The organism is Streptomyces sp. NPDC005722, from assembly GCF_040630935.1.
Lineage (GTDB): Bacteria > Actinomycetota > Actinomycetes > Streptomycetales > Streptomycetaceae > Actinacidiphila.
This window is the reverse complement of the sequence record NZ_JBEXYN010000007.1, coordinates 214,482-228,398: the sequence shown is the minus strand read 5'-3', so window position 1 is coordinate 228,398 and position 13,917 is coordinate 214,482. Positions and strand designations below refer to the sequence as shown.

Genomic DNA, 13,917 nt, shown 5'->3' with positions numbered 1-13,917 from the left:
CTATGAGGAGGAAGTCGTCTGCCGCCAGGGGGCGTTGGGCAAAGAGCGGCGGCCCGGACCACCAGGTCCGGGCCGCGGGGCGGCGAGGGGCGGCGGTCTAGGCGACGGCCTCGCTGCTCTCGTCCTCGCCGACGAAGGTGCGCCACAGCGCGGCGTACCGGTCGTCGGCGGCGAGGAGTTGCTCGTGCGTGCCGTCCTCGACGACCCGGCCGTGGTCGAGGACGACGACCCGGTCGGCGCGGGCCGCGGTGGTCAGCCGGTGGGCGACGACCAGGGTGGTGCGGCGTACGGCGAGCCGGTCGGCGGCCTGGTTGACCAGTGCCTCGGTCGCCAGGTCCAGGGCGGCCGTCGCCTCGTCGAGCAGCAGCACGTCCGGGTCGACCAGCTCGGCGCGGGCCAGGGCGATCAACTGCCGCTGTCCGGCGGAGAGGTTGCGGCCGCGTTCGGAGACGGAGTGCAGGTAGCCGCCGTCCAGGGTGGCGATCATCTCGTGGGCGCCGACGGCGCGCGCAGCAGCCTCCACCTCGGCGTCGGTCGCGTCCATCCGCCCGTAGGCGATGGCGTCCCGGACCGTCCCCTCGAAGAGGTACGCCTCCTGCGGGACGACGCCGAGCCGCTGCCGGTAGCCGGTCAGGTCGAGCTCGCGGATGTCCTGGCCGTCGACGAGGACGGCGCCCGAGGTCGGGTCGTAGAACCGGGCGACCATCTTGACCAGGGTGGACTTGCCCGCGCCCGTCTCGCCGACGAAGGCCACCGTCTGGCCGGCGGGGATCCGCAGGTCGATCCCGGACAGCGCCTCGGCGCCCTCGTCGGTGTAGCGGAAGTGCACGTCGCGGAAGGCGATCTCGCCGCGCAGCCGGCCGACCCCGCGCGGGGACTCGGCGGGCGGGGTGGCGGTGGGCGTGCGCAACAGCTCACGGATGCGGCCCAGGGACACCGACGCCTGCTGGTAGCCGTCGAAGACCTGGGACAGCTGCTGGACGGGGGAGAAGAACAGGTCGATGTAGAGCAGGTACGCCACCAGTGCGCCGGCGGTGAGGGTGCCGGCGCCGACCCGGTGGGCACCGACGATCAGCACCAGGGCGGCGGCGACGCTGGACAGCAGCTGCACGAAGGGGAAGTAGACCGAGATCAGCCACTGGCCGCGCACGCGCGCCTGCCGGTAGGCGTCGCTGCGGCCGGCGAACCGTACGGCGCCGCCGCGCTCGCCGCGGAAGGCCTGCACGACGCGGAGCCCGGCGACGTGCTCCTGCAGGTCGGCGTTGACGACGCTGACCCGTTCCCGGGCCAGCTCGTAGGCCTTGACCGACTTGCGGCGGAAGACCCAGGTCGCGACGAAGAGCACCGGCAGGGTGGCGAAGACGATCAGTGCCAGCTGGACGTCGATCACCAGCAGCGCGCCCAGGATGCCGAGGAAGGTGAGCACACTGACCAGCGCGGTGACCAGACCGGTCTGCAGGAACGTCGAGAGCGCGTCGACGTCGGTCGTCATCCGCGTCATGATGCGGCCGCTCAGCTCGCGCTCGTAGTAGTCGAGGCCGAGCCGGTGCAGGTGGGAGAAGATCTTCACGCGGAGCATGTAGAGCACCCGCTCGCCGGTACGGCCGGTCAGGCGCGTGGAGCCCCACTGCGCGGCCCACTGCGCGGCGACGACGGCCAGGCCCAGCAGGGCCGCGACCCATACGGCGCCGAGCGCGGCCTGCCGCACACCGGAGTCGATGCCGTGCCGGATCAGGACGGGCAGCAGCAGCCCGGCCAGCGCGTCCACGGCGACGAAGACCAGGCTCAGCAGCAGGGGGCCGCGGAAGCCGCGCAGCAGACTGCGCAGGCCGAAGTCCTTCTCGACGGAGGCCGCCGCGTCCTCGTCGACGTCCGGGGTGTCCAGGGCCGGGGGCAGCGCGGCCACCTGCGCCAGCAGCTCGGGGGTCGCGGGCATCCCGGCCATGGCCGAGGCCATCCCGCCCGGCCCGCCGCGCACGGCGGCCGGGGAGGGCGCCGCCTGTGCCCGTCCCGGCTCCTCGTCGCGGTGCCGGCGGTCCCCCGGCCACAGGGCGGCGGTCACGCCGCCGTCCGCGGGCGCCGAGGCGGCGGGACGCGACGCGGGGACCGCGACCGCGCCCTCGCCGGGCCATTCGGTGAGGGGCACGACCTCGCCGGCGGGGTCGTGGGTGACGACGTCCGAGCCGAGCTCGTCGGGGTCGGTCAGCAGCCGCCGGTACAGCGGGCAGCGGGCTTCCAGCTCCGCGTGGGTGCCCACGTCGACCAGCCGGCCGGCCTCCAGCACGGCGATCCGGTCGGCGAGGGCGAGGGTGGAGCGGCGGTGGGCGATGAGCAGGGTCGTGCGGCCCGCCATCACCTCGCGCAGCGCGTCGTGGATCTCCGCCTCGACGCGGGCGTCGACGGCGGAGGTCGCGTCGTCGAGGACGAGCAGCCGCGGGTCGGTGAGGATGGCGCGGGCCAGGGCGACGCGCTGGCGCTGGCCGCCGGAGAGGGTCAGCCCCTGCTCGCCGACGACGGTGTCGTACCCCGCGGGCAGGGCGCTGATGAACCCGTCCGCCTGGGCGTGCCGGGTCGCGGTGAGGATCTGCTCGTCGGTGGCGTCGGGATGGCCGTAGGCGATGTTGGCGCGGACGGTGTCGGAGAACAGGAAGCTGTCCTCCGGCACGAGGCCTATGGCGTCGCGCAGGGAGTCGAAGGTGAGGTCGCGCACGTCGCGGCCGCCGACCCGGACGGCGCCGCCGGTCACGTCGTAGAAGCGCGGCAGCAGCAGCGAGACGGTCGACTTGCCGCTGCCGGAGGCGCCGACGACGGCGACGGTCTCGCCGGGTTCGACGGTGAGCGAGAAGTCGTCCAGCACCGGGCGGGTGCGGTCGTAACCGAAGCTGACGTGGTCGAACTCGACGGTCGCCGCGGCCTCGGGGGACAGCTGCCCGGCGCCCTCCTCCAGGCTCGGGCGGGTGTCGATGAGTTCGGTGACGCGCTCGACGCCGGCCCGGGCCTGCTGGCCGACGGTGAGCATCATCGTGAGCATGCGCACCGGGCCGGTCAGCTGGGCGAGGTAGGTCGAGAAGGCGACGAAGGTGCCCAGGGTGATCTGGCCCCGTACGGCCATCCAGCCGCCGAGCGCCAGCATGCCGACCTGCCCGAGCGAGGGCACCGCCTGCAGGGCGGGGCTGTAGCGGGCGTTGAGCCGGATGGTGCGCAGCCGTCCGGCGAACAGCCGCTCGCTGACGGAGCGCAGCTTGGACATCTCCTGCTGCTCCTGGCCGAAGCCCTTCACGACGCGGACGCCGGTCACCGAGCCGTCCACGATCCCGGCGACGGCGGCGGCCTGCCCCTGCGCGTACCAGGTGGCGGGGAAGAGCCGCTTGCGGCTGCGGTCGGCGAGGAACCACAGGGCGGGCGCGACGGCGAGGGCGATCACGGTGAGCAGCGGCGAGAGCACGAACATCACGACGAGCGACAGCACGAACAGCAGGACGTTGCCGATCATCATCGGCGCCATGAAGAGCAGGCCCTGGATGAGCTGCAGGTCACTGGTGGCCCGGCCGACGACCTGGCCGGTGTTGAGCTCGTCCTGGCGCGCCCCGTCGAGCCGGGTGAGCGAGTGGAACATGTCCGTGCGCAGGTCGTGCTGCACGTCGAGGGCGAGTCTGCCGCCGTAGAAGCGGCGCAGGAAGGTCATCAGGTACACCACGACGGCGGCGCCGACCAGCACGCCGGCCCACGGGGCGAGCGGCTTGTCGTGCTTGACGATCACGTCGTCGATGATCAGCTTGGGGACGAGCGGCACGAGCGCCATCACGGCCATGCCCGCGAGCGAGGAACCCAGCGCGAGGGAGACGTTGCCCCGGTAGCGCCAGCAGTACCCCATCAGCCGTCGCAGCCAGCCCTGGGCCGTCACGGCCTGCCCTGCCTTCGCTTCGTCGTCCTTCGCCGTCACCCGGTGTCCTCCCGTCCCGTCTTTCTCGCCGGAGGATCACAACGCGCTGGAGTGCGGATTTCATCCTCCCGCAACAAAACTACGACGAGGGTCCGACAGCGTTCCGCCCGAGGTCCTGGGCCGCCGGCGCGCGGAAACGTATCCCCCCATGCCCGGGCCGGGCTCAGGGCCGCCCGGTCACCCCAGGTGGGTGGGCGCGAACATCCGCAGGCGCGCGGGGAGCACGACCACGGACGGGCCGGGCGCCGCGAGGGCGTCCGCGAGGTCGTCCCGCAGCCGCTCGGGACGGGTCAGGACCGCCGGCACGCCGAAGGAGGCGGCGAGGGCGACGAAGTCGGGCCGGGCCAGCTCGGTGCCGGTGGCCTCGCCGAAGGCCTCCGTCATGTACTCGCGCAGGATGCCGTAGCCGCCGTCGTCGACGATCAGCCAGGTGACCGGCAGCCCGTACTGCCGGGCGGTGGCGAGCTCGGCGATCGAGTACATCGCCCCGCCGTCGCCGGAGACGGCCAGCACGGGGTGGGAACGGTCGGCGGCGGCCGCGCCGAGGGCGGCGGGGAAGCCGTAGCCGAGGCCGCCGGCGCCCTGGGCGGAGTGCATCGGGCCGGGCCAGGCGGACCAGGCCCAGTAGGCGAGGATCGTCATGTCCCAGAAGCTGGGGGCGTCCTCCGGGAGGGCGTCGCGTACGGCGGCGAGGACGCGCCGCTCCAGGCCGAGGTCCTGGCCGTCGATCCGCTCCCCTACCCGCGCCAGCAGGGCCGCCACCGCCTCGGGGGCCGCTGCGTCGCTGCGCTCGTCGACGGCCTCGGCGAGCCGGCCGAGGGCGAGCCGGGCGTCGGAGTGGATGCCCAGCGCCGCGTGGTTGGACTCCAGCTTGCCGAGGTCGGCCTCGACCTGGATCACCCGGCCGCGCGGGCGGAAGGTGTGGTAGTTCGAGGACAGCTCGCCCAGCCCGGAGCCGACCACCAGCAGGACGTCGGCCTCCTCCAGGAAGTCGGTGGTGTGGCGGTCCTCCAGCCAGCTCCGCAGCGACAGCGGGTGCTCCCAGGGGAAGGCCCCCTTGCCGCCGAAGGTGCAGGCCACCGGGGCGTCGAGCCGTTCGGCGAGGGCGCGCAGTTCGGCCTGGGCACCCGAGCGCACCACACCGCCGCCGGCCAGCACGACCGGCCGCTCGGCGCGGGAGAGCAGCGCGGCCGCCTCGGCGATCAGCTCGGCGCGCGGGTGCAGCGGGCGGGGCTCGGCCGGCAGCTCCCCGACGGGCGGCACGGTGACGGGGGCGAGCAGCACGTCCTGCGGGATCTCCACCCAGACCGGCCCGCACGGCGCAGTCAGGGCCGACTCCCAGGCGGCGGCCAGCGCCGAGGGGATCTGCGAGGCGGTGCGGACGGTGTGCACCGACTTGACGACGTCGCGGAACGACGCCTTCTGGTCGACGAGTTCGTGCAGGTAGCCGTGGCGGCCGCCGCCGAGACCGGCGACCGGCACCTGGCTGCCGACGGCGACGACCGGCACCGATGCGGCGGCCGACTCCTGGAGCGCGGCCAGCGTCATCAGCGCGCCGGGGCCGGTGGAGACCAGCAGCGGAGCGGCGCCGCCGGTGGCCCGGGCGTACGCGTCCGCGGCGAAGCCCGCGTTGTTCTCCACGCGCAGGCCCACGTACTCCAGCTTGGAGCGCCGCAGGGCGTCGAAGGCGCCGAGGGCGTGCTGCCCGGGCAGCCCGAAGACGGTCGTCGCGCCGAGCGCCGCCAGGGACTCGACGACCAGGTCGCCGCCGCTGCGCTCGGTCATGCGCGGCCCGCCGCGATCTGCCGGGTCATGATCGTGGTCAGCTCGTACGCGGTGTGGGAGGCCGCGACGCTGGTGATCTCGGCGTGGTCGTAGGCCGGGGCCACCTCGACGACGTCGGCGGAGACCAGGTTGCAGGAGGCCAGGCCGCGCAGAATCTCCAGCAGCTCGCGGGAGGTGATGCCGCCGGCCTCGGGGGTGCCGGTGCCGGGCGCGTGGGCCGGGTCGAGGACGTCGATGTCGATCGAGACGTACAGCGGGCGGTCGCCGATGCGCTCGCGCAGCTGCTGGGCGACCTCGTCCGCGCCGCGCCGGTAGACGTCGGCGGAGGTGACGATGCCGAAGCCCATCTTCTCGTCGTCGGTGAGGTCCTGCTTGCCGTACAGCGGGCCGCGGGTGCCGACGTGGGAGAGCGCGGAGGTGTCGAGGACGCCCTCCTCGACGGCCCGACGGAAGGGCGTGCCGTGCGTGAACTCGGCCCCGAAGTAGGTGTCCCAGGTGTCGAGGTGGGCGTCGAAGTGGAGCAGGGCGACCGGGCCGTGCTTGCGGGCCATGGCGCGCAGCAGGGGCAGCGAGATGGTGTGGTCGCCGCCGAGGGTCATCAGGCGGGCGCCGGTGTCGAGCAGGTCGTCGGCGGCGGCCTGGATCGTCTCGACCGCCTCGTTGATGTCGAACGGGTTGGCGGCGATGTCACCGGCGTCCGCGACCTGGGCGAGGGCGAAGGGCGAGGCGTCCTGCGCCGGGTTGTACGGGCGCAGCAGACGGGAGGCCTCGCGGATCGCGTTGCCGCCGAAGCGCGCGCCCGGACGGTAGGAGACGCCCGCGTCGAAGGGCACGCCGACCACGGCGACGTCGGTGCTGCCGACCTCGTCCAGGCGCGGGAGCCGCGCGAACGTGGCGGGACCGGCGTACCGCGGGGTGCGGGAGGAGTCGATGGGGCCGCGCGGTTCGGTGCTGCTCATGGGTAACTGCCTTCTTTCGTGCGCTTCGTTGCGCTCTGCTGGCTTTTGTGACTTTATCCGACCGGAACGGTCCCCTCGGCGGCCGGGACGGGGTCCCGTCCGGCCAGCCGCTCCCGCCAGGCCGCCAGGACGGCGGCGTCGGTCGGCTCGGTGGCGAGGCTCACCGCGACATAGGCGACGAGGGAGGCCAGCAGGCCGTAGTAGACGGGCTCGTTGGCGAGGATGCCCTTCCAGGCCATCAGGCCCACGACGGCCAGTCCGCCGACGGCCACCGAGGCGAGGGCGCCCTGCGCGGTGCCGCGCCGCCACAGCAGACCGCCGAGGATCGGCACCAGCAGCCCGCCGACGAGCAGGTTGTAGGCCACGGTCAGCGCCTCGACGACGTTGTTCAGCGCGATGGCGGTGACGATGACGACCACACCCATGAGCAGGATGAAGACGCGGTTGCCCGAGACCTCGTCGTGGGCGTCCTCCCGGCCGTCCCTCCCGCGGGCGACGGCGCCGCGCAGCCGCGACCAGATGTCGTTGTTGGCCACCGTGGCGCAGGCGATGAGCGCGCCGGAGGAGGTGGACATCACCGCGGAGAGCGCCGCGGCCAGCACCAGGCCGCGCACACCCACCGGCAGCGCGTCCTTGACGATGGTGGCGAAGGCGTCGTCGGCCGCCGCCAGGTTCGGGTACAGCACCTTCGCGGCGGTGCCGATGACGGCGCCGGCGATCGCGTACACCAGGCAGTAGACGCCGGCGACGGTGCCGCCGAGCTTGGCGACCCTGTCGCTGCGGGCGGTGAACACCCGCTGCCAGATGTCCTGGCCGATGAGCATGCCGAAGGTGTAGATCAGCACATAGGTGAAGATCGTCTGCCCGCCGATGCCCAGGGGCGCGAAGTACTCGGCCGGCAGCTGCGCCTTCATCTCCGCGAAGCCGCCCGCCTTGACCACCGCGATCGGCAGCAGCAGGACCAGCACGCCGAGGGTCTTGACCACGAACTGCACCATGTCGGTGAGCGTGATCGACCACATGCCGCCCAGCGTCGAGTACGCCACCACGACCGCGCCGCCCAGGACGATCGCCAGGGTGCGGTCCAGGCCGAACAGGACGTCGAAGATCGTCGCGTAGGCGATGGTCGAGGTCACCGCGAGCATCAGCGTGTAGGCCCACATGACGACGCCGGAGATGACCCCGGCCGAGCCCCCGTAGCGCAGGTCGAGCATCTCGGAGACGGTGTAGACCCTCAGGCGGGCGATGCGCGCCGAGAAGAAGACGCTCAGCGCCAGCAGACCGAGGCCGATCGTGAAGACCATCCACGCGCCGGACAGCCCGTAGCGGTAGCCGAGGCCGACGCCGCCGATGGTGGAGGCACCGCCGAGGACGATCGCCGCCATGGTGCCGGAGTACATCGACGGGCCCAGCCGGCGGCCGGCGACCAGGAAGTCGCTCTTGGACCTGGCGCGGCGCATGCCCCACCAGCCCACGGCGAGCATGCCGGCCAGGTAGGCGATGATCACGGCGTAGTCGACGGCCATGGGCCCTCCTCCATCGATGGCGCGGACAAAGCCGCGGACGGAACCACGGGCGGAGCCGCGGGTGGGACCGCGGGCTTCCTCTGCGGTGACGATAGGTGGCCGGGGAGAGGCGCTGAAGTGTACGTTTCCTCCATCCTGACCGGTCCGCATGGAGGAAACGCACATGACTCCCCCGCGTCAGGACCTGGCGCCGCCCACTCCGCCGATCCCGCTCGCCTCCCTGCTGGCCCTGCCCGACCTCGGCCTGCGCCAGGTCGCGGGACCGTCCGCGGCCGGGAGCGACGTCCGCGTCCTGTGGGTCCACACCAGCGAGATGGAAGACCCCTTCCCGTACCTCCTCGGCGGGGAACTGCTGCTCACCGCGGGGGTGCACTTCGCCTCGGCCGAGGGCGCCGAGGCGTACCTGGACCGCTACGTGGCCCGCACGGTCCAGGCGGGGGCGGCGGCGCTCGGCTTCGGCCTCGCCCCGGTGCACGACGCGACCCCGCCCGCGCTGCTCGCCGCCTGCGACCGCCACGGCCTGCCGCTCGTGGAAGTGCCCCCGCAGACGCCGTTCACCGCCGTCGCGCGGGCGGTCTGGCAGGCCATGGGCGAGGCCAGGGTCCGCGAGCTGCGGCACGTCACCGAGGCGCAGCAGGCCCTCGCCGCCGCCGCCGCGCGCCCGGATCCCGTCCCCTCGGTGCTGCGCAGGCTCGCCGGCCGTCTGGGCGCGTGGGCCGCGCTGATCGCCCCGGACGGCACGGAGGTGTTCGCGGCGGGCACCGCCCCCGACCCGCGGGCGCGTACGGCGGCGGTCCGGCTCGCCGGGGTGGTCCGCCCGGCGCCGGGCGCCCACGCACCGTCGTCGGCGACCGACACCCACGCCGGGACGCGCCTGTCGGCGTACGCCCTCGCCGGCGGCCCCCCGAGCGAGCGGCCGGCGCTCGTCCTGGCGACGGGCCGCCCCGACCCGGGCGACCACGCGGTCGCCAACGTGGCCGCCGTGCTGCTCTCCCTGCTCACCGGGCCGCACCTGGGCAGCGCGGAGGCAGGCCGGTCCGCGGCCCTGGTGCGGCTGCTGCTGGGCGCGACCCCCGAGGACGCGGCCCCGCTGCTGGGACCGGAGTCCCGGTGGACGGTCGTACACGCCCGCAGGCGCGCCGGCCCGGCCGGGCCGCTGCCGGCCGCCGCCCTCGGCGCGGCGCTGGGCACCGCCCTGGTCGAGCCGGGCGACGCGGTCGTACGCCTGCTGATGCCGGCCGGCCGCGAGGTGACCGCCCAGCCGGGGTGGACCCTGGGGGTGAGCGGCCCGGGGACGGTGGCCGCCCTCGTCACCGGCGACGGCCAGGCCGCGGAGGCGCTGCGCCGGGCGATCGCCACCCGTGTGCCGCTGGTGGTCCACCGCGGGGCCGGTCCCGGCATGACCGGGCTGGTCACCCCGGACGACGCCCGGGGCCGGGCGCGGGAGCTGCTGGCGCCGCTGGCGGGCTCGCCCGCCCTCGTGGAGACCCTGCGCACCTGGATCGGCCTGCACGGCAGCTGGGACCGCACGGCCGTGGCCCTGGAGGTGCACCGCAACACCGTGCGCCAGCGCGTCGGGCGGGCCGCGAGCCTGCTGGAGGCGGACCTGGACGACCCGGACGTACGCATGGAGCTGTGGTTCGCGCTGCGCTGGCTGTGAACCCGTGCGGCCCGCCGCGGCGGGCTTCCTGACGCCCCGGCAGGAGGTAACGGACCGGCGTCGATCGGCCGCCGCCCGCACGCACGTCCGACAGCAGGCGACAATGGGGGTCATGCTGCCCCATGTCACCGTGCCGTCCCGCAAGGCCCTCGCCGACCACCTCGTCCGCACGCGCATCGCGGGCGACGTCGCCACTCCCCGCGAGAACAACCGCTCGCACTACCGCAGACTCGCCGAGGGCGACCGCCACTACTGGTTCGGCCTGGAGTTCGGCGACCGCTGGACGGACGAGGAGGCGGTGCTGGCGGTCATGGCCGAACGCTGCGGCGTCGTGGCCGACCCCGGCCACGTCCGGGGGCAGGACACCATCGACCCCGAGCTGACGATCAGCGCCCTGGACCGCGCCGCCCGGATGCTCTGCAAGGCCGTGGAGGGCGGGCAGCGGGTGCTGTTCGCCACCGGCCACCCCGGAGGTCTGCTGGACGTCCACCGCACCGTGGCCGCGGCCGTACGGGCCGCCGGGGCGGAGGTCGTCGCGATCCCGGGCGGGCTGTCCACCGACGAGGGCGGCGTCTTCCAGTTCTGCGACGTGGCGATGCTGGAGCGCGGCGCGACGCTGTGGCACACGCACTCCCCGAACCCGATGGCCGCGGTCCTGGACGCGCTGGCCGCGCAGGGCCGGCCGATGCCCGACCTGGTCGTCGCCGACCACGGCTGGGCGGGGTGCGCCGGGCAGCGCGGCGTCGACGCGATCGGCTTCGCCGACTGCAACGACCCGGCGCTCTTCCTCGCGGAGGCGGAGGGCACCGTCTCGGTGACCGTGCCGCTCGACGACCACGTCACCGACCCGCGCCACTACGACCCGATGACCGCCTACCTGCTGGACGCCGCGGGCCTGACCGGCCCCGCGTGACAGACCGGCCACGCCCCACTGGGAGGCGTGGCCCGCTGTCTCCCGACGGGCCCCGGGCCGCCGTCCCCATGGCGGCCCGGGGCCCGATGCCGTCAGGCCGGGGCCCCTGCCCCGCCCTTGGTCCACGACATGGGAACCCCCGTTCCCCGTGGTTCCCCGTGGGCCGCCGTCGTTCCGCCGCCGGCCCCGGTTTCCCCCGTCGACCGTCCGGCACGGCCGCCCGGACATGCGGCCAGGCGGTGCGCTCGTTACGATCGCCGTCGATTCTGCCGGTCCCGCGCCGCCGGAGGATCAGCCCCGGGACGGACATCGCGGTCCACCCTCGGGTGGAGTGGAAGGCCGTCCGGAGAGAGGCGCTTGAGCGTGATACGGGTCGTGGTCGTCGACGACGAGACGCTGGTGAGGACCGCCCTGCGGCGGATCCTGGAGTCCGCGGGGGACATCAGGGTGGTCGCCGACTGCGACAGCCGCACGGCACTGGCCGCCGTCCGCGGGCACGCGCCCGACCTGGTGCTGCTGGACACGGTGATGCCCGATCCCGACGGCCTGACCGTGCTGCGCGCCGTACGGGCGCTGCCCGATCCGCCGGCCGTCGCGATGCTCACCGGATTCGACACCAGCGCCCACATCACGGCCGCCATGCGCGCGGGCGCGACCGGCTTCCTGCTCAAGGACACGGCGGTCGCCACGCTCATCGACGCCGTCCGCGTGCTCGCCTCCGGCGGGACGGTCTTCACGCCCACCGTCAGCCGCGCCGTGGTCGACGGGTACCTGGGCACGGCCGACGCCAGGGCGACGGATTCCGCCGGGGCGGCCCTGGAGCGGCTGACCGCGCGGGAGCGGGAGGTGCTGCTGCTGGTCGCCGGGGGCCTGTCGAACCTGGAGATCGCCGAGCGGCTGCACATCACCGTGGCGACGGTGAAGGACCACGTACGGGCGCTGCTGCGCAAGCTCGACGCCCCGAACCGGGTGTCGCTGGCGATCACCGCGCACCGGGCCGGGCTCTCGCCGGGGAGCGCCGCGTGAGGCTCCCCCGGGCCGCCGTCGACGGGTGCCTGGTCGCCGTCGCCGCGGCCGAGGCCTGGGCCACCCGCTCCCTGGGCGGTCCGCTCGCGCTGACGGCGGCTTATGCGGCGGCCGGCGCCCTCGCGCTGCGCCGCCGGCTGCCGCTGACGGTGCTGCTGGCCACCCTGCCCGCCCTGTCGCTGGGGTACGTGTGGCTGGCCCCCATGGCCGCGCTGTACACCATCGCCGCCGACGGCGGCGCCCTGACCGTGGCGCGCGCCCGGCGGCTGCTGCGGCGGGGGCCGCCGCTTCCGGGCCGTAGGCGGATTCCGCCGTCGATGGTGGTGACGTGCGGCGGCGCGGCAGCCGTCGCCTTTGTGTCGTTCTTCCCCTGGCCGTGGATCGGGGAGGTCGACTGGGCCCCCGCGGCGACCGTGCTCGCCGTGCTGCTGTCGGCGCTGCTGGCCGTGGCCCCGACCGCGCTGGGGCTGCTCGCCGCGTCACGCCGGGAGCTGGCGGCGCGGCTCGCCGAGCTGGCCGAGAGCCGCGAACGTGAGCGGCGGCTGGCCGCGGAGCGGGCGGTGGTCCGCGAACGCACCCGGCTCGCACGGGAGATGCACGACACCGTGGCCCACCACATCAGCCTGATCGCCGTGCAGTCGGGCGCGCTGGAGGTGACCGCCGAGGGCGACGAGGCGCGGGCCGCGGCCGGCACCGTACGGCAGCTCAGCCGCGACGCACTGGACGAATTGCGGCACATGGTGGGGCTGCTGCGGATGCCGGTGGGTGGCGAGGACGCCGGTCCGGGGCTGGCCGAGCTGCCCACGCTGCTCGCCGCGGCCGGTCCCGAGGTCCGCGGCGACCTGCCCGCCCCCGGCCGGACCGGGTGCCCGCCGCCGGTGCAGCACGCCGCCTACCGCACGGTGCAGGAGGCGCTGACCAACGTGCGCAAGCACGCCCCGGGCGCACGGACCGAGGTGACGGTGCGCCTCGCCGCCGACGCGCTGCACGTCGCGGTGCGCAACGCCCCGTGCGGAGACGGCGCCCCGGGCCCGGCGCTGCCGTCGGGGGGCCACGGCCTGACCGGGCTGCGCGAGCGCGCCGCCCAGTTGGGCGGCACCCTTGACGCGGGTCCCGAACCCGACGGCGGCTTCCTGGTGCGGGCCACCCTGCCGCTGGACGCCCACCGGTGACCGCCCTGGCGGCCTGGGACGCGATGGCTCAGGTGGCTCAGTCCCGCGGGACGCGGACGACGCCCTCCTGGATGACGGAGACGGCCAGCCGTCCGTCCTGGGTGTAGATGCGCGCGGTGCCGAGCCCGCGGCCGCCGGAGGCGGAGGGGCTCTGCTGGTCGTAGAGCAGCCATTCGTCGGCGCGGAACGGCCGGTGGAACCACATGGCGTGGTCCAGGCTGGCGCCCACCACGTCGCCGACCGCCCAGCCGCCGCGCCCGTGGGCCAGCAGCACGGAGTCCAGCAGCGTCATGTCCGACACATAGGTGGCGAGGCAGACGTGGAGCAGCGGGTCGTCGGCGAGCTTGCCGTTGGTGCGGAACCACACCTGGGAGCGGGGTTCACGCGGCCCGGCGCCGGCGGCGAGGAACGGCGGGGCCTCGGCGTAGCGCAGGTCGACTGCGGCCCGGGCCTCCAGGAGGCGGTCCACGACCGAGGGGTCGGGGAAGCGGTCCCGGTGCGGGAGGAGAAGTTCCTCGCCGGTCGGCAGGGTCTCGGGGTCCGGCGCCGGCGGCATCGGTTCCTGGTGCTCCAGCCCGTCCTCGTACGTCTGGAAGGACGCGGACAGGTGGAAGATCGGCTGCCCGTGCTGCACCGCGACCACCCGGCGGGTGGTGAAGGAGCGGCCGTCACGGATGCGGTCGACCTGGTAGACGATGGGCGCGCCCGGGTCCCCCATGCGCAGGAAGTAGGCGTGCAGGGAGTGGGCGTCGCGTCCCTCCGGGACGGTGCGCCCCGCCGCGACCAGCGCCTGCGCGGCGACCTGGCCCCCGAAGACGCGGGGGACGACGGCGGGGCGGCTGGCGCCGCGGAAGATGTCCTGCTCGATCCGCTCGAGGTCGAGCAGATCGAGCAGGGACTGCAGTGCATGGTGTGCGTGGTGGGTCACGTGCG

At 74.8% G+C, this 13,917-nt stretch carries 9 protein-coding genes; 4 read left to right on the top strand and 5 right to left on the bottom strand.

The window, feature by feature from the left end; genetic code table 11:
* Positions 1–97 precede the first annotated feature (97 nt).
* From ABZ479_RS12015 to ABZ479_RS12000, 4 genes are all read right to left on the bottom strand, one after another.
* A complete protein-coding gene (locus ABZ479_RS12015) occupies positions 98–3,874 on the bottom strand; it encodes an ABC transporter ATP-binding protein (RefSeq protein ID WP_500461517.1) in 3,777 nt (1,258 codons plus the stop codon).
* Between the two features lie 246 nt (positions 3,875–4,120).
* Positions 4,121–5,728, bottom strand: a complete 1,608-nt coding sequence (locus ABZ479_RS12010) for a thiamine pyrophosphate-binding protein (protein ID WP_500461480.1) — start codon at positions 5,726–5,728, stop codon at positions 4,121–4,123.
* A complete protein-coding gene (gene speB / locus ABZ479_RS12005) occupies positions 5,725–6,687 on the bottom strand; it encodes an agmatinase (protein ID WP_500461479.1) in 963 nt (320 codons plus the stop codon). Before speB ends, ABZ479_RS12010 begins: the two co-directional genes overlap by 4 nt.
* Before the next feature lie 53 nt (positions 6,688–6,740).
* A complete protein-coding gene (locus ABZ479_RS12000) occupies positions 6,741–8,213 on the bottom strand; it encodes a sodium:solute symporter family protein (protein WP_500461478.1) in 1,473 nt (490 codons plus the stop codon).
* Positions 8,214–8,376: 163 nt separating this feature from the next.
* Between ABZ479_RS12000 and ABZ479_RS11995 the strand changes: the two genes are divergently transcribed.
* The 4 genes from ABZ479_RS11995 (at position 8,377) to ABZ479_RS11980 (ending at position 12,984) form a co-directional block, all read left to right on the top strand.
* On the top strand, positions 8,377–9,873 hold the full coding sequence (locus ABZ479_RS11995; RefSeq protein ID WP_500461477.1) for a PucR family transcriptional regulator: 1,497 nt from the start codon (positions 8,377–8,379) through the stop codon (positions 9,871–9,873).
* 103 nt (positions 9,874–9,976) lie between these two features.
* A complete protein-coding gene (locus ABZ479_RS11990; RefSeq protein ID WP_500461476.1) occupies positions 9,977–10,786 on the top strand; it encodes a phosphatase in 810 nt (269 codons plus the stop codon).
* Between the two features lie 363 nt (positions 10,787–11,149).
* Positions 11,150–11,812, top strand: coding sequence for a response regulator (locus tag ABZ479_RS11985; protein ID WP_499599364.1), 663 nt, complete (start codon positions 11,150–11,152; stop codon positions 11,810–11,812).
* Positions 11,809–12,984, top strand: a complete 1,176-nt coding sequence (locus ABZ479_RS11980; RefSeq protein WP_500461475.1) for a sensor histidine kinase — start codon at positions 11,809–11,811, stop codon at positions 12,982–12,984. The genes ABZ479_RS11985 and ABZ479_RS11980 overlap by 4 nt, the downstream gene beginning before the upstream one ends.
* A 37-nt stretch (positions 12,985–13,021) precedes the next feature.
* Here ABZ479_RS11980 and ABZ479_RS11975 read toward each other — a convergent pair whose 3' ends face one another.
* Positions 13,022–13,912, bottom strand: a complete 891-nt coding sequence (locus ABZ479_RS11975) for an acyl-CoA thioesterase (RefSeq protein ID WP_499599131.1) — start codon at positions 13,910–13,912, stop codon at positions 13,022–13,024.
* Between the last annotated feature and the right edge of the window lie 5 nt (positions 13,913–13,917).

Excerpts from the sequence above, each read along its gene's own strand:
- ABZ479_RS12000 (WP_500461478.1), bottom strand. The coding sequence starts at position 8,213 with ATGGCCGTCGACTACGCCGTGATCATCGCCTACCTGGCCGGCATGCTC.
- ABZ479_RS12015 (WP_500461517.1), bottom strand. The coding sequence starts at position 3,874 with ATGGGGTACTGCTGGCGCTACCGGGGCAACGTCTCCCTCGCGCTGGGT.
- ABZ479_RS12010 (WP_500461480.1), bottom strand. The coding sequence starts at position 5,728 with ATGACCGAGCGCAGCGGCGGCGACCTGGTCGTCGAGTCCCTGGCGGCG.
- speB (WP_500461479.1), bottom strand. The coding sequence starts at position 6,687 with ATGAGCAGCACCGAACCGCGCGGCCCCATCGACTCCTCCCGCACCCCG.
- ABZ479_RS11995 (WP_500461477.1), top strand. The coding sequence starts at position 8,377 with ATGACTCCCCCGCGTCAGGACCTGGCGCCGCCCACTCCGCCGATCCCG.
- ABZ479_RS11990 (WP_500461476.1), top strand. The coding sequence starts at position 9,977 with ATGGGGGTCATGCTGCCCCATGTCACCGTGCCGTCCCGCAAGGCCCTC.